This is a genomic window from Nonomuraea cypriaca, from assembly GCF_015645445.1.
Lineage (GTDB): Bacteria > Actinomycetota > Actinomycetes > Streptosporangiales > Streptosporangiaceae > Nonomuraea > Nonomuraea cypriaca.
In genome coordinates this window covers 1-22426 of the sequence record NZ_JADOGI010000175.1, presented here as the reverse complement: position 1 = coordinate 22426, position 22426 = coordinate 1, and the positions used below count along the sequence as shown (strand labels likewise).

The 22426-nt window shown below is 70.7% G+C and carries 23 protein-coding genes and 1 pseudogene; 19 read left to right on the top strand and 5 right to left on the bottom strand.

Annotated features, from left to right (window positions below):
• From ITP53_RS39970 to sigJ, 13 genes are all read left to right on the top strand, one after another.
• The coding region (locus tag ITP53_RS39970; RefSeq protein WP_456238112.1) for an imine reductase family protein at positions 1-447 on the top strand (447 nt) is incomplete at its 5' end.
• A gap of 254 nt (positions 448-701) precedes the next feature.
• Positions 702-1688, top strand: a complete 987-nt coding sequence (locus tag ITP53_RS39965; RefSeq protein ID WP_195900672.1) for a substrate-binding domain-containing protein — start codon at positions 702-704, stop codon at positions 1686-1688.
• 30 nt (positions 1689-1718) lie between these two features.
• The gene (locus tag ITP53_RS39960) at positions 1719-2816 is read left to right on the top strand and encodes a galactitol-1-phosphate 5-dehydrogenase (RefSeq protein ID WP_207757083.1); all 1098 of its coding nucleotides are present in this window, start codon (positions 1719-1721) and stop codon (positions 2814-2816) included.
• 2 nt (positions 2817-2818) lie between these two features.
• The gene (locus ITP53_RS39955) at positions 2819-4333 is read left to right on the top strand and encodes an FGGY-family carbohydrate kinase (protein WP_195900671.1); all 1515 of its coding nucleotides are present in this window, start codon (positions 2819-2821) and stop codon (positions 4331-4333) included.
• Positions 4330-5271, top strand: a complete 942-nt coding sequence (locus ITP53_RS39950) for a sugar-binding transcriptional regulator (protein ID WP_195900670.1) — start codon at positions 4330-4332, stop codon at positions 5269-5271. Before ITP53_RS39955 ends, ITP53_RS39950 begins: the two co-directional genes overlap by 4 nt.
• Entirely contained in the window at positions 5268-6764 is a 1497-nt protein-coding gene (locus tag ITP53_RS39945; protein ID WP_195900669.1) for a sugar ABC transporter ATP-binding protein, read from the top strand. The genes ITP53_RS39950 and ITP53_RS39945 overlap by 4 nt, the downstream gene beginning before the upstream one ends.
• On the top strand, positions 6761-7768 hold the full coding sequence (locus ITP53_RS39940) for an ABC transporter permease (protein WP_195900668.1): 1008 nt from the start codon (positions 6761-6763) through the stop codon (positions 7766-7768). Before ITP53_RS39945 ends, ITP53_RS39940 begins: the two co-directional genes overlap by 4 nt.
• Positions 7761-8681, top strand: coding sequence for a deoxyribose-phosphate aldolase (gene deoC, locus ITP53_RS39935; RefSeq protein ID WP_328817280.1), 921 nt, complete (start codon positions 7761-7763; stop codon positions 8679-8681). The genes ITP53_RS39940 and deoC overlap by 8 nt, the downstream gene beginning before the upstream one ends.
• Positions 8682-8698: 17 nt before the next feature.
• Positions 8699-10153: an aldehyde dehydrogenase family protein gene (locus ITP53_RS39930; RefSeq protein WP_195900666.1), complete on the top strand. Its 1455-nt coding sequence runs from the start codon at positions 8699-8701 to the stop codon at positions 10151-10153.
• Complete coding sequence (locus tag ITP53_RS39925) at positions 10150-11052, top strand: aldehyde dehydrogenase family protein (protein WP_407941380.1); 903 nt, start codon at positions 10150-10152, stop codon at positions 11050-11052. The genes ITP53_RS39930 and ITP53_RS39925 overlap by 4 nt, the downstream gene beginning before the upstream one ends.
• A gap of 85 nt (positions 11053-11137) precedes the next feature.
• Positions 11138-11365, top strand: coding sequence for an SDR family oxidoreductase (locus tag ITP53_RS39920; RefSeq protein WP_328817277.1), 228 nt, complete (start codon positions 11138-11140; stop codon positions 11363-11365).
• Positions 11366-11509: 144 nt separating this feature from the next.
• The gene (locus ITP53_RS39915; protein WP_195900665.1) at positions 11510-11983 is read left to right on the top strand and encodes a carboxymuconolactone decarboxylase family protein; all 474 of its coding nucleotides are present in this window, start codon (positions 11510-11512) and stop codon (positions 11981-11983) included.
• Between the two features lie 145 nt (positions 11984-12128).
• Positions 12129-13031: an RNA polymerase sigma factor SigJ gene (gene sigJ, locus ITP53_RS39910; protein ID WP_195900664.1), complete on the top strand. Its 903-nt coding sequence runs from the start codon at positions 12129-12131 to the stop codon at positions 13029-13031.
• On the opposite strand, the gene rhmD is transcribed toward sigJ, so the two are convergent.
• The 4 genes from rhmD to ITP53_RS59700 all read right to left on the bottom strand — a co-directional run bounded on the left by rhmD (position 13032) and on the right by ITP53_RS59700 (position 17351).
• Positions 13032-14222 (bottom strand): L-rhamnonate dehydratase, encoded by a 1191-nt coding sequence (gene rhmD / locus ITP53_RS39905; RefSeq protein WP_195900663.1) that lies wholly within the window; start codon positions 14220-14222, stop codon positions 13032-13034.
• A complete protein-coding gene (locus ITP53_RS60665) occupies positions 14222-15211 on the bottom strand; it encodes a zinc-dependent alcohol dehydrogenase (RefSeq protein ID WP_195900662.1) in 990 nt (329 codons plus the stop codon). Before ITP53_RS60665 ends, rhmD begins: the two co-directional genes overlap by 1 nt.
• A gap of 1 nt (position 15212) precedes the next feature.
• Complete coding sequence (locus ITP53_RS39895; protein WP_195900661.1) at positions 15213-16529, bottom strand: MFS transporter; 1317 nt, start codon at positions 16527-16529, stop codon at positions 15213-15215.
• 63 nt (positions 16530-16592) lie between these two features.
• A complete protein-coding gene (locus ITP53_RS59700) occupies positions 16593-17351 on the bottom strand; it encodes an IclR family transcriptional regulator (RefSeq protein ID WP_268961274.1) in 759 nt (252 codons plus the stop codon).
• Positions 17352-17522: 171 nt separating this feature from the next.
• Between ITP53_RS59700 and ITP53_RS39885 the strand changes: the two genes are divergently transcribed.
• From ITP53_RS39885 to ITP53_RS39865, 6 genes and pseudogenes are all read left to right on the top strand, one after another.
• The gene (locus ITP53_RS39885) at positions 17523-18482 is read left to right on the top strand and encodes an ankyrin repeat domain-containing protein (protein ID WP_195900659.1); all 960 of its coding nucleotides are present in this window, start codon (positions 17523-17525) and stop codon (positions 18480-18482) included.
• 399 nt (positions 18483-18881) lie between these two features.
• On the top strand, positions 18882-19253 hold the full coding sequence (locus ITP53_RS39880) for a group I truncated hemoglobin (protein ID WP_195900658.1): 372 nt from the start codon (positions 18882-18884) through the stop codon (positions 19251-19253).
• Positions 19254-20375, top strand: coding sequence for a globin domain-containing protein (locus tag ITP53_RS39875; protein ID WP_195900657.1), 1122 nt, complete (start codon positions 19254-19256; stop codon positions 20373-20375).
• A pseudogene (locus ITP53_RS61435) lies at positions 20372-20521 on the top strand (DivIVA domain-containing protein); the annotation flags it as partial. The gene ITP53_RS39875 and the pseudogene ITP53_RS61435, both read left to right, overlap by 4 nt.
• Before the next feature lie 9 nt (positions 20522-20530).
• Positions 20531-21031 (top strand): hypothetical protein, encoded by a 501-nt coding sequence (locus tag ITP53_RS39870; RefSeq protein WP_236051662.1) that lies wholly within the window; start codon positions 20531-20533, stop codon positions 21029-21031.
• A 46-nt stretch (positions 21032-21077) separates the two neighbouring features.
• Positions 21078-21830, top strand: a complete 753-nt coding sequence (locus ITP53_RS39865; RefSeq protein ID WP_195900655.1) for a thioesterase II family protein — start codon at positions 21078-21080, stop codon at positions 21828-21830.
• Positions 21831-21896: 66 nt separating this feature from the next.
• Here ITP53_RS39865 and ITP53_RS39860 read toward each other — a convergent pair.
• Positions 21897-22426 (bottom strand): LacI family DNA-binding transcriptional regulator (locus ITP53_RS39860; protein ID WP_195900654.1); only part of this gene is annotated, 530 nt, incomplete at its 5' end.

Below are 22426 nucleotides of genomic sequence, written 5' to 3'. Positions count from 1 at the left end.
GGCCCCCAGCCCGCCGCCGGCCCCCAGCCCGCCGCCGGCCGCCTGAGCCGCCGCGACGCGGGGCGGTCGACCCGGCGCCATGGCCACCTTTTTGTGGGTACTTGCCGGGTGGGCAGGGGCGGCATGAAGCTTGGTCGTGGCGGCCGGAGAGCCGTCCCCGGATGCGGACGAGAGAGGCCGGAGCAGGTCGGCGCGCTGCTGCCGGTGATCATCGACGGGACGGCGGAGGACGTGGACAGCGGGAGGTACTCCGGCGAGGTCAACCCGATCACCTCGGCGGTGTCGTCCATGGCCCACATCGTCCACACCTCCGAGGCCCACGGCATCGACGCGAGCGTGATGCGCGTCGCCGAAGGGCTGGCCCGCCGTGTCATCGCACAGGGCCACGGCGGGGACGACTTCCTCCGGATCGTCGAGGTCCTGAACCCGCGCGGCACCCTCGAGTGATCACGGATCCGTACGTTCACCCGACCACGGAGCTCTCGGACTTGAGGCTGTACCACCGCAGGGTGACCGTGTCGGCGAGCGAACAGGTTCCCCATGTGAACCCCCTGTCACCTGCGGAAACATGAGGCACGTCCTGGGGGCGCGGTCGATCACACTCGGGAATCTGCTCATATGAGCAAAATCTGGCTCAAGTGTTGCAGGGAGGTTAATACCCGACTTACGGTGCGTTATCTACATCACATACGGAGGCCCAAATGCGTGCATTCCGGTCGCTCACCATTCCTGCTCTCCTCCTGGTCACCGCCTTGTCCGCCTGCTCGGTGTCCACCACTCCCGGTGGCTCCACCGAGGGCGCCGGGCAGCCGGCGGACGGTCCCGTCGCCATCGGCTTCAGCCAGGCCACTCAGGAGTCCCCCTTCTACGTCCAGCTCCGTGAAGGAGCGGAGGCGGCCGCCAAGAAGGCCGGCGGCGAGCTGTACTTCGCCGACGCGGGCGGCGACGTCACCAAGCAGAACAACGACATCCAGGACCTCATCACCCGCCAGGTCGACGTCCTGCTCGTCAACCCGGTCGACCCGCAAGGCGTGCAGCCAGGCATCGCCGCGGCCAAGGCGGCCGGCGTCCCGGTCGTGACCGTGGACCGGCCGGTGCCCGAGGGCGCGGTCGCGCATGTCGGGCGCGACAACAAGGCGATGGGGGCGCTCGTCGGCAAGCGGCTCAGCGAGCAGCTCGGCCCCGCCGGCGGCAAGGTCATCGAGATCCGCGGAGACGCCGGCGGTGCCGTCGCACGCGACCGCAGCGCGGGTTTCCACGAGGCCGTGGCCACCAATCCCAAGATCAAGATCATCGAGGGCCCGTACTCGGACTACGTGCGCTCCAAGGCGGTCACCGCGATGCAGGACCTGCTCCAGGTCCACCCTGACGTGGCCGCCGTCTACGCGCACAACGACGACATGGCGCTCGGCGCGTTGCAGGTGCTCAAGGAGAACGGCAAGAGCAAGGTCCTGGTCTCCGGGGTCGACGGGCTCATGGAGGCGGTCAAGCAGATCTCCTCAGGCCAGTACGTGGCCACCGCGCTCAACGACCCCATCTCACTCGGCACGAAGGCCGTGGAAACGGTGCTCAAGGTGCAAAGGGGCGAGAAGGTCGAGCCCTCCATCGACGCGGGCACCGGGCTGATCGACACGGACAACGCGAGCCAGTACGCCGGGGCGGGCGAGTTCGCCCAGCCGGCCAAGTAGACCCAGGCGCTCAAGGAGAAAGGCGACAGGATGTCGGAAACCATGCAGGCCGCGGTGCTCCACGCTCCCAGCGACATCAGGGTCGAGCAGGTGCCCGTGCCGGAACCAGGCCCAGGCGAAGCGCTCGTCCGCGTCGCGGCCTGCGGTGTATGCGGATCGGACGTCCCCCGCATGCTGCATGCGGGGGCCTACCACTTCCCGATCATCTGCGGCCACGAGTTCTCCGGGCACGTGGTACGCCTCGGCGACCGCCTGGCCGCAACCGGCCGCGTACGCGAGGGCGACCTGGTCACCGTGCCACCGCTCATCCCCTGCCACGCCTGTGGCCCCTGCAGCCAGGGCAACTTCAGCCTGTGCAAGGACTACGGCTACTTCGGCAGCCGCAGGGACGGGGCGTACGCGCAGTACGTCACCGTGCCGGACGAGAACCTCATGGTGCTGCCCGCCGATCTCGACCCGCGGGCCGCGGCCATGCTCGACCCGGCCGCGATCGCGCTGCACGCCCTGTGGCGCACCCGGATGCGCGGCGGCCACAGAGTGGCGGTGGTGGGCGCCGGCCCCATCGGGCTGTTCGCGGTGCAGTGGGCCAGGATCGCCGGCGCGTCCGAGGTGCTCGTGATCGAGTTGAACGACCAGAAGGCCGCCATGGCGACCGAGGCCGGCGCCACGCACACCGCGACCAGCGCGCAGGCCGCCGCCGAACTGGCCGGTGACGGCTACGACGTGGTCATCGAGTCCGCGGGCGTGCCCGCCACGATCGACCAGGCCGTGTCCCTGGTGGCCAGGCACGGCGAGGCGGTGTTCATCGGCATCCCGCACGAGCCCGTGGTGCTGCCCAAGTCCACGTTCGGTTCGTTCCTGCGCCGCGAGGTCACCCTGCACGGCGCGTGGAACTCCTTCTCCGCGCCGTTCCCCGGCGAGGAGTGGCGGGTGGCGGCGCGGTCGCTGGCCTCCGGCGACCTCGCGTGGAAGTTCATGATCACGCATGAGCTGGGGCTGGACGCGCTGCCCGAGACCATGGTCAACCTCGGTGAGCGGTCCATCTTCAGCTCCAAGGTCCTCTTCCTGCCGAACGAACTCCTGCCGAGCGAGCCCGCGCCAGGCGAGCACGCGCCGGACGAGGAGTGACGATGGCTGCTTTCCTCGCTCTCGATCTGGGAACCGAGGGCGCGCGGGCGGCGGTCTACAGCGTGGCGGGTTCGCCGATGGGGACGGGCGACGACTCGTACCCGACCAGTTTTCCCCGGCCCGGGTGGGCCGAGCAGGACCCGGACGACTGGTGGCGGGCGAGTGTCCACGCGGCGCGCCAGGCACTCGCCCAGGCGGGGAACCCGCCCATCGCCGGGGTCGCGGTGGCGACCACGGCCTCGACGGTGGCCGTCCTGGACCGGCACGGGCGCCCGTTGCGGCCGGCCCTGCTCTGGATGGACGGGCGGGCGGGCGAGGAGTCGGCGCTGACCGCGCGGACCGGCCACCCGGTCCTGCGCTACTCCGGCGGCTGCGACGCGGTCGAGTGGCTGGTGCCCAAGGCCATGTGGCTGGCGCGCCACGAGCCCGAGACCTACCGCGGCGCCGCCCGCGTCACAGAAGCGGTGGACTACATGGTGTGGCGGCTCACCGGGCGGTGGGCAGGGTCGCGGATGAACGCGGTCTGCAAGAGCAACTACGACCCCCGCGGTGCGGGCTTCCCCCATGACCTGTACGAGTCGCTCGGCATCGGCGACCTGGGCGCCAAGCTGCCTGACGAGATCGTGCCCGTCGGTGACCCGGTCGGGCCGCTCGCCGCCGGGGCCCGCGAGGAGCTCGGCATCACCGGCCCCGCCGTCGTCGTGTCCGGCGGGATCGACGCGCACCTGTCGCTGCTGGCCATCGGCGGCGCTCCGGAGGGCCGCGTGTCGATCGTCTGCGGCACGTCCAACGCGTTCGTCACGGAGATCGCGGAACCGGTCTTCCCGCCCACCGTCTGGGGGCCGTACCCGGACGCGCTGCACACGAGCCGCTGGCTCGTGGAGGGCGGCCAGGTGAGCGCGGGCTCCGTGCTGGCCTGGGCGGGCGAGGCGCTCATGGGGCGGCCCAGAGCGGAGCTCGGCGGTCTCATCAAGGCCGCGGCGGCGCTGCCGCCGGTCGACCACGGCCTGATCGTCCTGGACTACTTCATGGGCAACCGCACGCCGCTGCGCGATCCGCGCCTGCGGGGCGCGGTGCTCGGACTGACCCTGGCCAGCTCTCCCGAGCAGGTCTACCGGGCGGCCGTGGAAGGCGTCGCGTACGGCACCCGCCAGGTCCTCGACTCCTTTACCGACGACGGGATCGCCGTGGACGAGGTCTTCCTCTCGGGCGGCATCCGGCACAACGAGCTGTGGCTCCAGACGACCGCCGACGTGCTCGGCCGGCCTGTCCACCTGGTCGCCGGTGACAATCTCACGCTGCGCGCCTGCTCGGTGCTCGCCTCGGCCGGCTCCGGGTGGCACGCCTCGCTGGCGGAGGCGGCGGCGCAGTACGCGCCCCAGGTCCGCGTGGTGGAGCCGGTCGCCGGGCACGTGGAGGCGTACCGGAGCGGCTACGCCGACTACCGCGCGGCCACCGCCGCCACGACGGAGATCTCCCACCGGCTCAGCGAGCCAGGACGGGGGTCCGCCTCATGACCGGCGAGGACCAGCTCTACCAGGTGGCCGTCCGCTACTACGAGAGCGGCGAGACCCAGGAGCAGATCGCCCACGCGATGCACCTGACCCGCTGGAAGGTGGGACGGATGCTGGCCGAGGCGCGCGAGGCCGGAATCGTCAGGATCGAGGTGTTGCATCCGCGCTCGCGGGTGAATGCCCTGGAGCGGTCACTCAGGGAGCGGTTCGGTCTGCGGGACGCCATCGTGGTGGCGAACGGCGGAAGCGGCGACGCCGAGCAGGTACGCGACAGGGTGGCCGCCGCCGGCGCCGACCACCTGACGGAGATGCGGCCCGTGCCCAAGCTGATCGGGGTCTCCTGGGGACGTACGCTCGACCGCCTGGCCGGAGGGCTCGCCCCCGGGTGGGCCACGGGCGTCAACGTGGTGCAGATCAACGGCGCGCTCAGCCGGTCGCGGCAACCGACCAGCGCGCACAGCATGGCGAGCCTGATCGCCCACCACGGCGGCGGCACCGCGACGCTGCTGACCGCGCCGGCGATCGTGGAGCAGCAGAGCACCCGGGCGGTGCTGGAGAGCGACCGGGCCGTCTCCGACGTGCTCGCCCTGGCCGCTCGGGCGGACCTGTTCCTGTTCAGCCCCGGAGGGATGGGCAGCGACTCGGTGCTGGTGGACACCGGCCAGATCGACGCGGACGACCTCGCGAGGCTCGCGCGCGCCGGCGCGGTGGGCGACGTACTGGGCCGCTTCATCGACGCGCATGGCAGGATCGTCGACCCCGGCCTGGACGGGCGCACGCTCGGCCTCTCCCTGGACGTCCTGCGCTCGGCCACCACCTCGGTCGCGCTGGTCAGCGGCGAGGCGAAGCGGGCGGTGTGCCGTGCCGTCGTGACGAGCGGCCTGTGCGACGTGCTGATCACCGACGACCAGAACGCCACTCACCTGCTGGAGGAGCCATGACCGGGAACGCGGAACGGCTGCGCATGACCGGGATCGTCAAACGCTTCCCCGGCACCGTCGCCCTGGACGGCGTGGAGCTGAGCGTCCGTCCCGGCGAGGTGCACTGCCTGCTGGGCGAGAACGGGGCCGGCAAGAGCACGCTCATGAAGATCCTGGCGGGCTCGTACCGGCCGGATGAGGGGACGATCCTGCTCGACGGGCAGCCCTTCATGCCGTCCACGCCGCACGCGGGGCTGACGGCCGGCATCGCCGTGATCTACCAGGAGCTCGACCTGCTGCCCGACCTCACCGTGGCGCAGAACCTGCTGCTGGGCAGGACGCCGCGGGTGGGTCCGTTCGTACGCCGGGCGCGGCGGGCGCGGCTGGCCCGCGAGGCGCTGGTCCGGGTCGGCGCCACGTTTCCCGTCACCAAGCGGGTCAGGGAGCTGCCGATCGCGGCCCAGCAGCTCACCGCCATCGCCAAGGCGCTGACCGCCGACGCGCGCGTCATCGTCATGGACGAGCCCTCCGCCACGCTCGGCGAGAGCGAACTGCTCGCCGTGTTCGAGGTCATCCGATCCCTCACGGCGGAGGGACGATCGGTGATCTTCATCTCGCACCGGATGAGCGAGGTGATGGAGATCGGCGACCGCGCCACGGTGTTGCGCGACGGCCGTACGGCGGGGGTCTACGACCTGGCCTCGACCGGCCCCGACGAGATCGTGGCCGCGATGATCGGCGAGGCGAGCGGGCTCGTGGGCGCCACGGACCGGGCCGCGCCCGAGGGCGAGCCCCTGCTCAGCGTCGAGCGGGTGCACGTGCCCGGACTGCTCGACGTACGCGACATCGAGGTACGGCCGGGCGAGGTCGTCGGGCTCGCCGGGCTCGGCGGCGCGGGCCGTACCACCCTGCTGCGCGCGCTGTTCGGCGACCTCAAGGCGCACGTCGTTGCCCGGCTGGACGGCCGCCCGCTCAAGGTCACCGGCCCGGCCGCCGCCGTCCGCGCGGGACTGGCACTGGTGCCGGAGAGCAGGAAGGAGCAGGGACTGATGCTGGGCCTCTCCGTCAGCCGCAACGCCGCGATCGGCGCGCTCGGCCGTCCCCCGTGGTTGCTGCCCGACCGGCTCGGGCGGCGCCTCGCCCAGCCCGCGCTCGCCGGCCTGGGCGTCAAGACCGCCGGGCCAGGCCAGCCCGTGGGCCAGCTCTCGGGCGGCAACCAGCAGAAGGTCGTGCTGGCCAAGTGGATCACCCGCGGCGGGATCAGGGTCCTGCTGCTCGACGAGCCCACGCGCGGCCTGGACGTCGGCGCCAAGGCCGACCTCTACCGGCAGGTACGCCACTTCGCCGACCAGGGCGTGGCCGTCCTGCTCGCCAGCAGCGAGCTCAACGAACTGACCGCCAACGCCGACCTGATCCAGGTCCTGTACGAGGGCCGCAACGTCGCGAGTTTCGACCCCCGGGTCAGCCAGGAAAGCGTCATCGCGCACACCGTCATCACAGGAGCCACACCATGACCGCATCCCTCGGATCCACGGTGACCTCGACCGCCGAACGGGAACGTGGCGCCCGATCGCGCCGCGGCGCCGACCTGATCGTCAAGTCCAACCTGCTGCTGGTCTTCCTGGGCCTGTGCGTGGTGGCGACACTGCTGGCCCCGCAGTTCCTGACCGGCCGCAACATCGCCAACCTGCTGCAGCAGTCGTCGCTGACCGGAATCGTCGCCATCGGCATGACCATGGTGGTGCTGACCGCGGGGATCGACCTGTCGGTCGGCAGCGTCGCGGCCTTCGGCGGGATGACCGTCGCCCTGCTCATGGCCTCGGGCGTGCCGGTACTGCCGGCGGTCCTGCTCAGCGTCGCGGCCGGCGCGGTGTTCGGCGCGTTCATGGGCGGCATGTCGGCCTACCTGTCGCTGCCGGCGTTCATGACCACGCTGGCCGGGCTCACCGCCGTACGCGGGCTGACGTACCTGCTGACCGACGGCAAGCCCGCGGATAGCGGCGGCTCGGAGGCGTTTCAGCTGCTCGGCGGCGGGTTCGTGGGCTATGTGCCGATCGTCGGGATCATCTTCGTGGTGATCACCATCCTCGCCGCCGCGGTGCTGCGCGGCACCACGTTCGGCGAGTACGTCTACGCGGTCGGCAGCAACAAGGAGGCCGCGCGGCTGTCCGGCCTGCCCGTGCGCGGCGTGATCACCGCCGTGTTCGCCGTCTCCGGGGCGCTGGCGGCGCTGGCCGGGGTGCTGCTCACCTCCCGCCTGACCGTGGGCCAGCCCAGCGCGTTCAACGGGCTGGAACTGGACGCGATCGCGGCCGTGGTGCTCGGCGGCACCAACCTGTTCGGCGGCCGGGGCGGCGTGTTCGGCACGTTCGTGGCGGTGCTGCTGCTGTCGGTGCTGCGGAACCTGTGCAACCTGCTCGGCCTGGGGTCCTTCTTCCAGATGGTGGTGACCGGGCTCATCCTGCTGGTCGCCCTCGTACTCAACATGCTCATCGAGAGGCGTGGCGCCCGTGCCTGACACCGTCCCCGGCTCGTTGCGGGCCTACCTCCACGGGCTGCCCGGCGTCGACGAGGTCGGCGTGCGCAGGCGGGCCGCCGACCTGGCCACCCGGTCCGTCAAGACCACGGCCAAGCGGCGGGCGATCGACCTGGCCATCAGGATGGTCGACCTGACCACCCTCGAAGGGGCGGATACCCCGGGCAAGGTGCGCGCGCTGGCGGCCAAGGCCATGCGGCCCGATCCCGCCGACCTCACCGCTCCCCCGGTCGCCGCGCTCTGCGTGTACCCCGACATGGTCGCGGTGGCCGCCGAGGCTCTGGCGGGCAGCGGGGTCGGGCTCGCCTCGGTCGCCACGGGCTTTCCCTCCGGGCGTACGTCGCTGGAGGTGAAGCTGGCCGAAACGGCCACGGCGGTGGCCGCGGGAGCCACCGAGATCGACATGGTCATCGACCGGGGGGCGTTCCTGGCGGGCGACTACCGCAAGGTCTTCGACGAGATCACGGCCGTCAAGGAGCACTGCGGTCAGGCCCACCTGAAGGTCATCCTGGAGACCGGCGAACTGGTCACCTACGACAACGTACGGCGGGCGTCCTGGCTCGCGCTGCACGCAGGGGCCGACTTCGTCAAGACCTCCACCGGCAAGGTCACGCCCGCCGCGACCCTGCCGGTCGCCCTGGTCATGCTGGAGGCCGTCAGGGACTACCGGGCCGCCACCGGACGGCAGGCGGGGGTGAAACCGGCCGGCGGCATCCGTACCGCCAAGGACGCGATCCGCCACCTGGTGCTGGTCAAGGAGATCGCCGGGGACGACTGGCTGGATCCCGCGTGGTTCAGGCTCGGCGCCTCGACGCTTCTGAACGACCTGCTCATGCAGCGGACCAAGCTCGGCACCGGCCACTACGGCGGGCCCGACCACTACACCATCGACTAGATCGACCAGGGAGAGGCGTGGAGATCTTCGAGTACGCGCCCGCGCCGGAGTCACGATCCATCGTGTCCATCCGGCCGTCGTACGACCTGTTCATCGACGGCGAGTTCGTCGAGGCCAAGAGCGACGAGCGCATCGTCACGGTCAACCCGGCCGACGAGGAGCCGCTGGCCGAGGTGGCCGCCGCCGGCGATGCCGACGTGGAACGCGCCTTCGCTGCGGCGCGGCGGGCGTTCGAGCGGGTGTGGTCGCCGCTACCGGGCGCCGAGCGCGGCAAATACCTGTTCAGGATCGCGCGGATCATCCAGGAGCGCGCCCGCGAGCTCGCCGTGCTGGAGTCACTGGACAACGGCAAACCGATCAAGGAGACCAGGGACATCGACCTGCCGCTGGTCGCGGCCCACTTCTTCTACTACGCCGGCTGGGCCGACAAACTGCACCACGCGGGGTTCGGCAGGACGGCGAACGGGTCCGGCGGACCCAGGCCGTTGGGCGTGGCCGCGCAGGTCATCCCGTGGAACTTCCCGCTGCTGATGCTCGCGTGGAAGGTCGCGCCCGCGCTGGCCACCGGGAACACCGTCGTGCTCAAGCCCGCGGAGACCACCCCGCTGACCGCCCTGGCGTTCGCCGAGATCTGCCAGGAGGCGGAGTTGCCGCCCGGCGTGGTGAACATCGTGACCGGAGCCGGCGACACCGGCCGGGCCGTGGTCGCGCACCCAGACGCCGACAAAGTGGCCTTCACCGGCTCCACAGAGGTGGGCAGGCAGATCGCCCGTACGGTGGCCGGCACGCGCAAACGGCTCACCCTGGAGCTGGGCGGCAAGGGCGCCAACATCGTCTACGACGACGCGGCTATCGACCAGGCCGTCGAGGGGATCGTCTCCGGGATCTTCTTCAACCAGGGCCACGTGTGCTGCGCGGGCTCGCGGCTGCTCGTCCAGGAGTCGATCGCGGAGGAGCTGCTGGCGCGGCTGCGGGCCCGCATCTCGCAACTGCGCCTCGGCGACCCGCTGGACAAGAACACCGACATCGGCGCCATCAACTCCGCGGCGCAGCTGGCCAGGATCCGCGGGCTCGCCGCCGCCGGTGCGGCGGAGGGGGCCACGGGCTGGTCGCCGACGTGCCCGCTCCCGGAGCGCGGGTACTGGTTCCCGCCCACCGTGTTCACCGGGGTCACGCAGGCGCACCGGATCGCCCGCGAGGAGATCTTCGGGCCGGTGCTGTCGGTGCTCACCTTCCGCACCCCGGAGGAGGCCGTGGCCAAGGCGAACAACACGCCGTACGGGCTGTCCGCCGGTGTGTGGACGGAGAAGGGCTCCCTGATGCTCTGGACCGCGAGCCGGTTGCGGGCGGGCGTGGTGTGGTCCAACACCTTCAACATGTTCGATCCCGCCAGCCCTTTCGGCGGCTACAAAGAGTCGGGCTACGGCCGCGAGGGCGGGTTGCTCGGATTGGAGGCATACCTCGATGTGTGAGCGGATCACTGCGACGGGGGAGGCGTACCTTGGCTGACATTCCTCCGCGCATCGCGGTGCGCAGGACGTACAAGCTTTATGTCGGCGGCGCGTTCCCACGCTCGGAATCAGGCAGGTCTTATCCCGTGACGTCCTCGGCAGGAGTCCACCTCGCCAACGCCGCCCAGGCATCCCGCAAAGACGTACGCGACGCCGTGGTGGCGGCACGTAAGGCGTTCCCCGGCTGGTCGGGCCGCACCGCCTACAACCGTGGCCAGGTCCTGTACCGGATCGCCGAGATGATGGAAGGACGTCGGGCCCAGTTCGCCGAGGAGGTCGCCGCGGCGGAAGGGGTGAGCGCGGCCAGGGCCCAGGCGCTCGTGTCGGCGACCGTCGACCGCTGGGTCCACTACGCGGGGTGGGCCGACAAGATCGGCCAGGTGCGTGGCGGGGTCAACCCGGTGTCCGGCCCGTTCCTCAACCTCTCCCAGCCCGAGCCGACGGGCGTGGCAGGCGTCCTCGCACCCACCGGCTCCACGCTGCTCGGGCTGGTCGCGGTGCTCGCCCCCTTGATCACCTCCGGCAACACGGCGGTGCTGGTGGCGAGCGAACGCGCCCCGCTGCCGGCCATCACCCTGGCCGAAGCGCTGGCCACCTCGGACCTGCCGGCCGGCGTCGCGAACATCCTGACCGGCCGCCTGGCCGAGCTCGCTCCCCCACTGGCCGGCCACGCCGACGTGAACGCCCTGGACCTGGCCGGCGCGGGAACGCTCGCGACCGAGTTGGAGACCCTGGCGGCGACCACACTCAAAAGAGTCCTGCGGCCCACCGAGGACGACTGGAACGACCCCGACCCCGGCCTGTCCCGCATCAGCCCCTTCCTGGAAACCAAGACCGTCTGGCACCCGATCGGCCGATGAGGGTCACTCCGGGGTTGACGGGCCTTCGGCGGTGGCGCGTACGAGGAGGGCGGTCAGGCGTTCGCCGAGTGGTTCGTCCAGGGGTGTGGTCGAGCAGGGCCTGGGCCATGAGCCCGATCAGGGTGGGCCGCTGTCCCCGCTGCCTAAACGTGAGGGGCAGCGGCGGGCCCAGTTCGCGGCGGCGGCGGGGACGATCCCGGCCGGCCGCGTCGGACGGGCGGAGGACGTCGCCGACGCGATCCGCTACCTCATCGGCGCGTCCTACGTCACCGGCTCGATCCTGCCGGTTGACGGCGGATTCACCGTCGCCTGACCGCAGTCCGAGGCGCGGGCGTCCGGTGAGATCGTGGCGTTCGCGGTGGTCCGGGAGACGCAGATCATATTCGGTTGACTCTGACGTCTTGCCGGGCTGTTTCGTCGGTGGGGTATAGCAGCGAACACTCCAGAGGAGTTCACCATGGACGCCCGTTTCAACTACCTCGGCAACCCGGCCGGGGCGAAGCTTCTGAAGTACGTCGTCTCCGCGGGCAAGGTCGTGAGCGATTCGGGCCTGCCCGTCACGACACAGGAGATGGTGTCGCTTCGCGTCAGCCAGATCAACGGCTGCGCCGTCTGCATCGACATACACACGAAGGAAGCCGCGCACGTGGGGGAAACCTCGGTACGCCTCAACCTGGTCGCGGCCTGGCGGGAGGCGACGGTCTTCACCGACGCCGAGCGGGCAGCCCTGGAACTGGCCGAACAGGGCACCCGCGTCGCCGCCGCCGGTGGTGTCACCGACGAGGTCTGGGCCAACGCCGCCAAGCACTACGACGAGGACCAGCTCGCCGCCCTGGTGGGCCTGATCGCCGTCATGAACGCCGTCAACCGCCTGAACATCATCACCCGGCAGCCCGCCGCCGGCGACTACCAGCCCGGCCAGTGGGGATAGCGACACCGATCAGCGTCAGACTGGGTGGGACGAGCTCCAGCGGCCCGGTCTCACCCAGTTCGACACCTGCCGCCGAGTCCGTGACGCCGCCCCCGGAGGGCGATCGGGTGAGGGCAGGTGCGGTAGAAGGAGAGTCGGCGACACCATGACCACCCCGTCCGATCCGAGCCTGAGCGTGATCACGAGCGAGCGGCGTCAGCTGATCAATCTCGCGTACCGGCTCCTCGGCTCCCTGGCCGAGGCCGAGGATGTCGTACAGGAGACGTACGCCCGCTGGTACGCCATGTCCCCACAGGAACAGGAGGCCATCGACACGCCCGGCGCCTGGCTGACGACGGTGGCCAGCCGCATCTGCCTCGACCTGCTCGGCTCGGCACGGGCCCGGCGGGAGCGCTACGTGGGCGAATGGATCCCCGAGCCGCTGCCCGAACGTACGGAGTGGGCCAACGGGCGGCCGTCCGACCCCGCCGACCGAGTCACCCTCGACGAGTCGATCAACATGGCCTTCCTGGTCATGCTCGAATCGATGACCCCGGCCCAGCGCGTCGCGTTCATCCTGCACGACGTCTTCCGCTACTCCTTCGCCGAGGTGGCCGAGATCGTCGGCCGCACGCCGGCGGCATGTCGCCAGCTGGCCTCGTCGGCCCGCCGCCGCATTCGCGCGGCACAGGCGCCCGCCGCGCCGACGGCCCAGCGCGCCGACATCGTCAGGAACTTCAAGGAGGCATGGGAGGCCAAGGACATCGACGCCCTCATCGGCCTCCTCGACCCCGACGCCACGGGGATCGCCGACGGCGGCGGCCTGGTCAGCGCCGTGGCCCGCCCGATCGAGGGCGGCGAGCGGCTCGCGCGTGCCCTGGTCGCCATCGCCGGCATCGCGCCCGACCTGACGTTCCTGGAGCGCAGCGTCAACGGCCAGCCCGGTCTGGTGGTTCAGCAGGACGGCGGCACCGTGGTGGTGATGGCGTTCGACGTCGCGGGCGACCGCATCAAGCGCATCTGGTCGGTACTGAACCCCGAGAAGCTCCGGCCTTGGACGACGGCCTGACTACGTGGTCTCCTCGTGCGTGTAGGGGCGTTCGAGCCGGCACTCCGGGTTGAGCCGGACGCCGAAGCCGGGACGCTCGGGCAACCGGAGCCGGCCGCCGACCGGCACGGGCTCGTCGAGCAGCAGCGGCGTGAACATCGGCACCACCTCGCTGGCCTGCGGATGCATCATCAGGAACTCCGCGAACGGGCTGTTGTGCCGGGTGCTGACGAAGTGGTACGAGTACACGCTCGACCCGTGGGGCACCACCAGCGCGCCGTGCGCGTCGGCCAGCGCGGAGATCTTGATGAGCTCGGTGATGCCGCCGCACCAGTTCACGTCCGGCTGGAGGATGTCGGCGCAGCCCATCTCCAGCAACATGCGAAAGCCCCACCGGGTCGCCTCGTGCTCGCCGGTGGTGACCAGCATCCCGGGCGGCACGGCGCGGCGTAGCTCGGCGTAGCCCCAGTAGTCGTCGGGGGGCAGGGCCTCCTCGATCCACTTCAGGCCGTGCTCGTGGGCCGCGTGCGTCAGGCGTACCGCGTAGTCGAGGTCGAGGGACATCCAGGCGTCGTACATCAGCCAGAAGTCGTCGCCCACGCGTTCGCGCATCTCCGCCAGCCTGGCCACGCCGGCGGCCAGTCCCCGCTCGCCCTCGGCGGGCCCGTGCTGAAGGGGCATCTTGCCGCCGATGAAGCCCATGTCCTTGGCCAGGTCGGGGCGCGCGCCGGTGGCGTAGAAGGTCAGCTCGTCGCGGACCTGGCCGCCGAGCAGCGCGTAGACGGGCTCGTCGCGCAGCTTGCCGAGCAGGTCCCACAGCGCCAGGTCGACGGCGCTGATCGCGTTCAGTACGAGACCCTTGCGGCCGTAGAAGAGGGAGGCGTGGAACATCTGGTCCCAGATCCGCTCGACGTCACTGGGCACGGCGCCCTCGACGAAGCGCGCCAGGTGCCGCTCCACGATGAAGGCCCCGGGCTCGCCCGCGGTGGTGACACCGAACCCGACCGTGCCGTCGTCGGCCTCCACCTCGACCACCAGGGTGCCGAGCACGTTCAGGCCGAAGGACCGGCGGCTGTCGCGATATTCGGGATATTTGGACATCGGGGTGGCGATGTGGTCATCGATCCAGTGGCCGCGGTCCTGGTCGTGGTAGTCGGCTCCGGCGCCGCGTACGACGCGGGCGCGGACCTGACGCACTTTGGGCAGGGCCATCACATCACCACCAGGATCTTGCTCGCGTCCGACTGCCCGCTGCCGAGTGTCCGGAACGTCTCGGCCGCCTCGGCCATCCCGACCCGGCCGTTCACCAGCCCGGCCAGCTCGGCGGGGGCTCCGGCCACCCAGCGGGCCGTCTCCCTGAAGTCCTCGACCGAGTAGCAGAAGCTGCCGATCAGCGTACGTTCCTCGGTGCTGATCGCGTACGCGGGGATCTCCACGCGGGGCGTATGCATGCCGACGAGCGCGATCCGCGCGCCTGGCGTCGAGGCGGACAGGGCGTCGGCGAGCGTCACCGTGCTGCCGACCGCGTCGATGACGACCGTCGCGGGTTCCAGGCCGGCGACCGACTCGACGGCGTGCGCGCCCAGCGTGGCGGCCAGCGCGCGGCGGGTGGCGTTCGGCTCGCTGACGGTGATCGACGACGCGCCTAGCCTGCGGGCGGCCAGCACGGCGGCCTGCCCGATCGGGCCGCCGCCGATGACCAGGACCCGCTCCCCGGGTCCGACGCCCGCCCGCCTGGCGGCGTGGTAGCCGACCGCGAGGGGTTCGACCAGCGCGCCGTACTCGTGCGGCATCGTCTCGGGAAGCTCGACCACGTTGGCCGCCGGCACGGTCATCGCCTCGGCGAAGGCGGCGCTGATCTCCGGGTGCACGCCGATGACGCGGCGGCTCGCGCAGCTCTGCGGGTCGCCCGCCGCGCACGCCGCGCACCGCCCGCAGCCGATCACCGGGTTGACGGTGGCCAGCGTGCCGACCGGCGGGCCGGTCACGCCCTCACCCAGGGCGGCGACGCGGCCCACGGTCTCGTGACCCATCACCTGCCCGGGGTGGCGGCGGCCGTTCTCGCCGGTGTAGCCGTGGATGTCCGAGCCGCAGATGCCGGTCGCCAGGACGTCGATGACGACCTCGCCTGGACCGGGACGCGGATCGGGGCGCTCCTCCACGCCGATGTCCCACGCGCCGTGGAATACGAGTGCCCGCACGTCAGGATGTTCCCTTCGGTATGGTCTGCATGGTTTCCGCGGGGACGCGGCCGCGCAGCCCGCCCAGGAAGGCGATCATCACCGCTCCGGCGAGCGTGACCACCGCCAGCAGGTAGAGCCCGGCGGTGCTCCCGCCGAAGGCGGCGTCCGCCCAGGTCTTCACGTTCGGGGCGACGAAACCGCCGAGCGAGCCGAGTGAGTTGACCAGCGCCAGCCCGCCCGCGGCGGCGCTGCCGGCCAGCAGGCCCATCGGCAGCGTCCAGAACACCGGTTGCACCGCGATGAACCCGGCCGCGGCGAAGCACAGCGCGGTCAGCCCGAGGCCGGGCTGACCGGCCGCCGCCGAGGCGGCGATCCCCAGCCCACCGACCGCCAGCGTGACGGCGGCGATGGTCCTGCGGGCTCCGGTGACGTCGGACAGCCTGCCCACCAGGAACGACGCGATCAGCGCGCAGGTCCACGGGATCGCGGTGATCAGGCCGACCGTCAGGCCGACGTCCTCGCCGACCAGGCCGGCGACCTGCGTCGGCAGGTAGAAGGTGACGCCGTAGACGCTCACCTGGATGCAGAAGTAGATCACCGACAGGTAGAGGACGCGCGGGTGGCGCAGAGCGCGCAGGACGGTGCCTGGGCTGTGGGCGGCCCTGGCTCGTTCGTCCTCGGCCATCGCCGCCACGAGGACCTCGCGTTCGGCCGCCGTCAGGCGGCGGGAGGTGTCCGGCCGGTCCTCGAGGTACCACAGCGCCCACACGCCCACCACGGTGGCCAGCAGCCCCTCGACGAGGAACATCCACTGCCAGCCGTGCAGCCCCGCCGCTCCGTCGAACTCCAGCAGGAGCCCGGACAGCGGCCCGCCGAAGATGAAGGCCAGCGGGGCGCCGAAGTAGAGCAGGCCGTTGGCGCGGCCGCGGTGGCGCGCGGGGATCCAGTAGGTGAGGTACAAGATGACGCCGGGGAAGAAGCCGGCCTCCGCGACCCCGAGCGCGAACCTGAGCGCGTAGAAGACCGCCTCGGTGTGGGCGAACATCATCGCCGCGGAGATCAGCCCCCACGTGATCATGATGCGGGCCAGCCACAACCGGGCCCCGACCCGCTGCATGATCAGGTTGCTGGGGATCTCGAGCACGGCGTAGCCGACGAAGAACAGACCGGCGCCGAGGGCGTAGGCCGCGTCCGACAGGCCCGTGTCGAGCTGGAAGTTCTGCTTGGCGAAGCCGATGTTGGTGCGGTCGAGGAACGACAGGACGTACATGAGCAGGAGGAACGGGATCAGCCGGCGGAGTGACCGCTTGACCACCTCATCGAGAGATGGGTTCATGACTGAGAACCTTCATACATACATACGAACTATTGTTAACGTCATGTTTCCTGTCAAGGGGAGTCAGAACCCCGGGCGGTACCCCAGGTGCGCCGACAGTTCGCCTGCTCCCTTCTCGAGCGCATGGAGCATGCGCCGCCGCAGCGCCGGCGTGAGCCGCACCTCGGGGACCGACACGCTCATCCCTGCCCGTACTCCTCCGTTGTGGTCGCGGACGGGGACCCCGACGCAGAAGACGCCGGCGGTGTACTCCCCCTGGTCGATCGCGTGGCCGCCGCGGCGCACCCCCGCCAGCTCGACCTCCAGGTCGGCCAGCGAGGCGATCGTCGTCCTGGTGAAGCGGACGAACTCCCTGCCCTCGAACCGCCGCCTCAGCTCCGCCTCCTCCAGGCCCGCGAGCAGCACCTTGCCGAGCGCGGTGGTGTGCGCGGGGATGCGCGCGCCCACCCGCGAGGCCAGCACCAGGGCCTGGTCCGGGTCGACCTTGGCCACATAGACGTTGTCCGTCCCGTCCAGCACCGCCAGCTGGACCACCTCGTTGAGATCGTCGCGGATGGCCTCCATGATCGGCTTGGCGGCGCGCTCCAGATCGATCGCCCACAGGTAGGCCTGTCCCGCCTCCCACACCCTGATGCCCAGCGTGTAGCGCCGGCCCGCGTCGTCGAGCCGCAGGAACCCACGGCGGACCATGGTGGCAAGCAGTCCGTGGCCGCTGCTCTTGGGCAGCTCGAGCTCCTCGCAGATCTCGGTGAAGCTCAGCCCGCGCGGGCGTCGGGTGAGCAGCTCGATGACCTCCAGCGCCCGCCCCGCGGACTTGACCATCTGATTCACGTGGGCCTCCCGCTAGTTCGTATATGTGAACCACTGTACCGCGCGAAACCCGCCCGCTCCCGGCGACGATGAGCGACGGGACCTGGGACCCCGAAATTGTCCTTGCCCTCCGTCATGATGGCCCCGCTCGTGTCCCCGAAGCGTGATCTCGAAGGAGCTGTCATGATCGCCAATGAAACAGCCGGATGGTCCGATTTCCGGTCCTGGGAGGACCTCGCCCTTGTCCGCGCCAGGCTCGACGCGGGCGCCGACCCGAACGAGGGCACTTACTCCTTCGAGCGGCCGCTGCACGCCGCGGCGGAGCGCGGCTCGCCGGAGGTGGTCGCCGAGTTGGCCGGCCGGGTCGACGACGTCGACGCGGAGTGCGAGGGCCGCACCGCGCTCTGGGACGCGGTCTTCAACGACCGGCCCGAGAACGCCCGTGCCCTGGTCGCCGCCGGGGCGGACCCGTGGCGGCCCATGATGGGCGACTGGTCGCCCGGCCGGCTCAGCCTGGCAGGCCCCACGCCTGGCCAGTTCTTCCCGTTCCCGCCGGGTCATGCCGGCCTGTCCGAGGCCGAGGCCGCCGCCGTGACGGAGGCCGACCGCCTCACCGGCGCGCTGGGCGACGCTCTGGCGTGGGACGGTTTCAGCCTGGCCTGCGTAGGCGGCATCAGCGCCGCCGAGGCGGCACGGCGCCTGGCCGCGGAGCCCTCCGGCCAGGAAGAGCTGGAAGAGATCATGGACGACCCGTCCGACGAGGAGGCCATGCTGTTCATCGGCCTCACCGACGTGCCCGGCGGCTGCGTCGTCAGCCAGCAATGGGGCTACATGGCCTCCACCCCCGTCGTCATGAAGACGCTGTCGGCGGGCACGGTCGCCTACGGCATGTACGCCAACCCCAAGAGCGGCAACCAGGGCTCCGTCTACCGCGACGGCGACGTCGTGGCCTGGGACACCCACCCGGGCGGCGGCAACGCGTCCTCCGATGACCCGGCCGAGGAGATCCTGCTCACATACCTGTACGAAGGCCACGCCGAGGCCTACTGCTTCGCCGGCGCGGGCCTGCACCCGGCCGACACCCGCGCGCTCACCGATCCGGACACGCACCTGCGGCTGCCCGAACGGGACTACTGGCACTGACCCAGCTGTTTCGACAAAAGGCGGAACGGCTGTCCGAAAAACGCGCCATTGTCAACAGCGAGACGGGTTGCAAGCGGGTTGATCAGCCCTTAGTGTTCCTGAGAAATCTTCACGTGCTCGGAAACCTGAAGGGGTTAAAGGGTCAGTACAGGCATACGGCCTGCACAGGAGGTCACCACCTGCGCACCTGCCGGACCCTGCCGCGCCCTGAGCGGGCGTACCTGCTCGAGGGTCCGCATGGAGAAGAAAGAGCTCGAAGGCGTGACCTCCCTGAGGAGGACGCCCGGCGACCGGCTGACGATCATCCACCGGAAAGGCGCCGCAACAGCGCGAACAAGACCATGTACTCTCCGTAAAAGCATGTGGAATTTGTCCGGTTTGGGAGGTTTTGTAGTTCCTATGGCTTCCTACTATGAGAAGACCAGCGCCGCAACGATCCGCGAAGTAGTCGATCGTTTCTACGCGGCTGTCCTGGACGATCCCGACCTCAAGCCGTATTTCGACGGCGTCGATCTGGCGAGGCTCAAGCGGCACATGGTCACGCTGCTGTGCTCCGTCCTCGGCGGCCCGGAAGTGTACGAAGGGCTCGACCTGGCCGACGCGCATCAGGACATGGGCATCACCGGGGAGCACTATGAGAAGGTCGGCGGCCTGCTCGTCACGGCGCTCCGGGAGCACGGCGCCGACGAGGAGGTCGTACAGCACGTCATCACGGTCCTGGGCCAGGTGCGAGGGGCGATCGTGCGGCAGCCCTCAGAGGCAGCCGGGTAAGTGGACACGCAAGCGTTGAAGGGCAGCTGGCACGTGGTCGCCCAGTCGGGTGATCAGGTGCCGCTGTTCTTCTACTCCGCCTTATTCCTGATGTATCCCGAGACGCGCGGCCTGTTCCCGGTGTCCATGGCGACTCAGCGAGACCGGCTCGTCGGCGCGCTGGGGCACGTCGTCAGCAACGTCGACCGGCTGGACGACCTGGTTCCCTTCCTCCAGCAGCTCGGCCGCGACCATCGCAAGTTCTCCGTGGTCGCGCAGCACTATCCCGCTGTCGGCCAGGCGCTGCTCGCCACCCTGGAGCACTTCCTCGGCAGCCGCTGGACGCCTGCGCTGGCGCGCGAATGGACGCAGGCGTACGAGCTGGTCGCGAAGGTGATGACCGAGGCGGCCGACGAGTCGTCGGCCACGTCTCCACCCTGGTGGGAGGGCGAGATCATTCTTCACGAGGTGCGCGCCCCCGGCATCGCGGTGATCCGGGCCCGTCTCAACTACGCCTACCCGTTCCGCGCGGGGCAGTCCGCGTCGATCTCGGTCCTGCTGCGACCGAGAATGTGGCGGTTCTACTCCTTCGCCAACGCGCCGCGCCGCGACAACACCGTCGACCTGCACGTACGCGTGGTCGACGGCGGCACGGTCAGCACGGCCCTGGTGCACGGCGCGCAACGCGGCGACATCCTGAAGATAGGCGCCCCGGTGGGCGACCGGCTGACGCTCGACACGGACCACCCCAGGGATCTGCTCATGATCGCCGGTGGCACGGGCCTCGCTCCCTTCAAGGCCCTCGTGGAGCAGACGGCCTACGAGGGGCCGCGCCGCGACGTCCGCCTCTTCGTGGGTGCCCGGACGTCCCGGGAGCTGTACGACATCGAGGCCATGTCCAAGCTGGCCGCCGAGAACCCATGGCTGACCGTGGTGCCCGTCGTGTCCCATGACGCCTTCTACAGCGGTGAGCACGGCTATGCGGTGGACGCCGCGTTGAAGGCGTGGCGCGGCCAGGATGTCTTCGTCTGCGGTTCAGAGGAGATGGTCCAGAGCTCCGTCGCACGACTCCTGGACGCCGGCGTGCCGCCCGCGCAAATCCGCTTCGACGAGTTCACCAGTGCTGGAGGCAGGGAGCAGTGACGGGAGAGACGCCATGGGCACATCGCCCATCGAACGACCGTCGGCGACTTACGCCGGATCGGGTACGGACCAAGGACTTCTCACGTACAAAGCTCGGGCACCGCGGCTACACCGAAGATGAGGTCCGTACTTTCCTGTACCGCATCGCCGACGACATGGCGGCCGGCGATATGGAGAAGGCCGACCTGCGTGCGGAGGTCGACCGTCTGAGAAACTGGTACAAAGACCACGGCACCGATGTCGTCAACCCGGGCGCCGCGCAGCGAACCAGGCTCAACGTCGACGCGGTCAACCTCCTCTCCCGCGCCCAGCAGACGGCGGACGCCCAGATAGCCGAGGCCGAGGACTACGCCCGCCGGCTGGTGGGTCAAGCGCGTCAGCAGTACGAGCAGATCCTTCAGGAGGCGCAGCAGCAGGCGGAGGAGGCCGCCACCCAGGCGGTCGACGTCTATCGCTCGAGTGGCGAGGTGCAGTCGGCGGAAGCCGAGGAACTGGAACGCCGTATCGCCTACCTGCGCACCTTCGCGGAGGTCACCCAGGTCCAGTTGCGCGCGGTGCTCGAAGGGCTGGCGAACGAGGTCAACAAGCTGGGCAGCCTGCCGGAGTCGAGCCGGCACGCAGTCGCGTCCTCCTCATCAGGCCAAGACGCCGGGTGATGGCGGCGCGCGCCCGATCATGTGTGCCGCGAGGGAATGGAGCTTCATGACCGGGACCACCCTGGACGATGCCTGGATCCGGCGTTACCACTCGGGGCCGGGCGACCGTCCGACCCTGGTGTGCTTCCCGCACGCCGGTGGCGCCGCCAGCTACTTCTTCCCGCTGTCGGGCGCGCTGAAGTCCAGCCTCCAGGTAGTCGCGCTGCAGTACCCGGGGCGGCAGGACCGGCGTCACCAGCCGTGCCCGTCCACCATCGCCGAGTTCGCCGAGGGGGCGTACGCCGCGCTGAAGCCGCTCATGAGCGGGCCTGTCGCCTTCTTCGGGCACAGCATGGGAGCGGTGATCGCGTTCGAGGTGGCGGACAGGATGCGGGAGCGACTGGGCGCGGCGCCGTCGGCGTTGTTCGCCTCCGGCCGCCGCGCACCCTCGACGACACGCGACGAGAACGTACGCCTGCGCGGCGACGACGGCCTGATCGCCGAGCTGAGACGGTTGAGCGGCACCGGCGACGAGATCCTGGAGGACGAGGAGCTGCTGCGACTGATCTTGCCTCCGCTGCGCAGCGACTACGCCGCGATCGAGACCTACCGCTACCGGCCAGGCCCGAAGCTCGGCTGCCCCGTCCTCGCCCTCATCGGCGACGAGGACCCGCGCTGCGATCTCGACGAGGCGCGGGCGTGGGCGGACCACACGACCGGCCCCTTCTCGTTGCACACGTTCTCCGGCGGCCACTTCTACCTGACGGACCACCTGGGGTCCGTCGCCGACCTCGTCTCCCGGCAACTCGGTACACCCTGACGGACCGAAATCGAACACCCTGAAATCGAACACCGTGAACAAGCCACCACGTCGAGCACCGGCGGCTCAGCCCTCCTCGCAACCGCAGCTGCGCCTCCTGACCAGGGCCGCGCGCGAGGCGAGCGATGGGGCCGCGCGGTCGAAGAGGAGGTCGACCGCCTGCCGCGCCATCGACTCGAGCGGCTGCCCGGTGACGGTCAGCGACGGGGCGGTGTGGGCGCTGTCGGGGGTGCCGTCCAAGCCGATGACGGCGACCCGGCCGGGGACGGGGAGGCCGGCGGCGCAGGCTCCGGACAGGAGTCCGATGGCCTGCTCGTCCGTGGCCGCGATCAGCGCGTGCGGCACGGTGTCCGCGGCGGCCAGCCGGCGGATCAGGGCGTCCGCCGCGGCGCGGGAGTAGTCGGAGCGCAGGAGGACGGCCCGGCTCCCGGCGGCCGCCTGCCAGACCTGCCGGCGCCGGCCCACGGGGCCGGTGTCCAGCGGTCCTGCCAGGAAGGCGATGTCGCGGTGACCGTGTGCCCGCAGGTGGGCGACCGCTTCCTCCACCGCGCCCTCATTGTCGGCGGTGACCAGGGGTGTGTCCCCGGTGGTGGGGC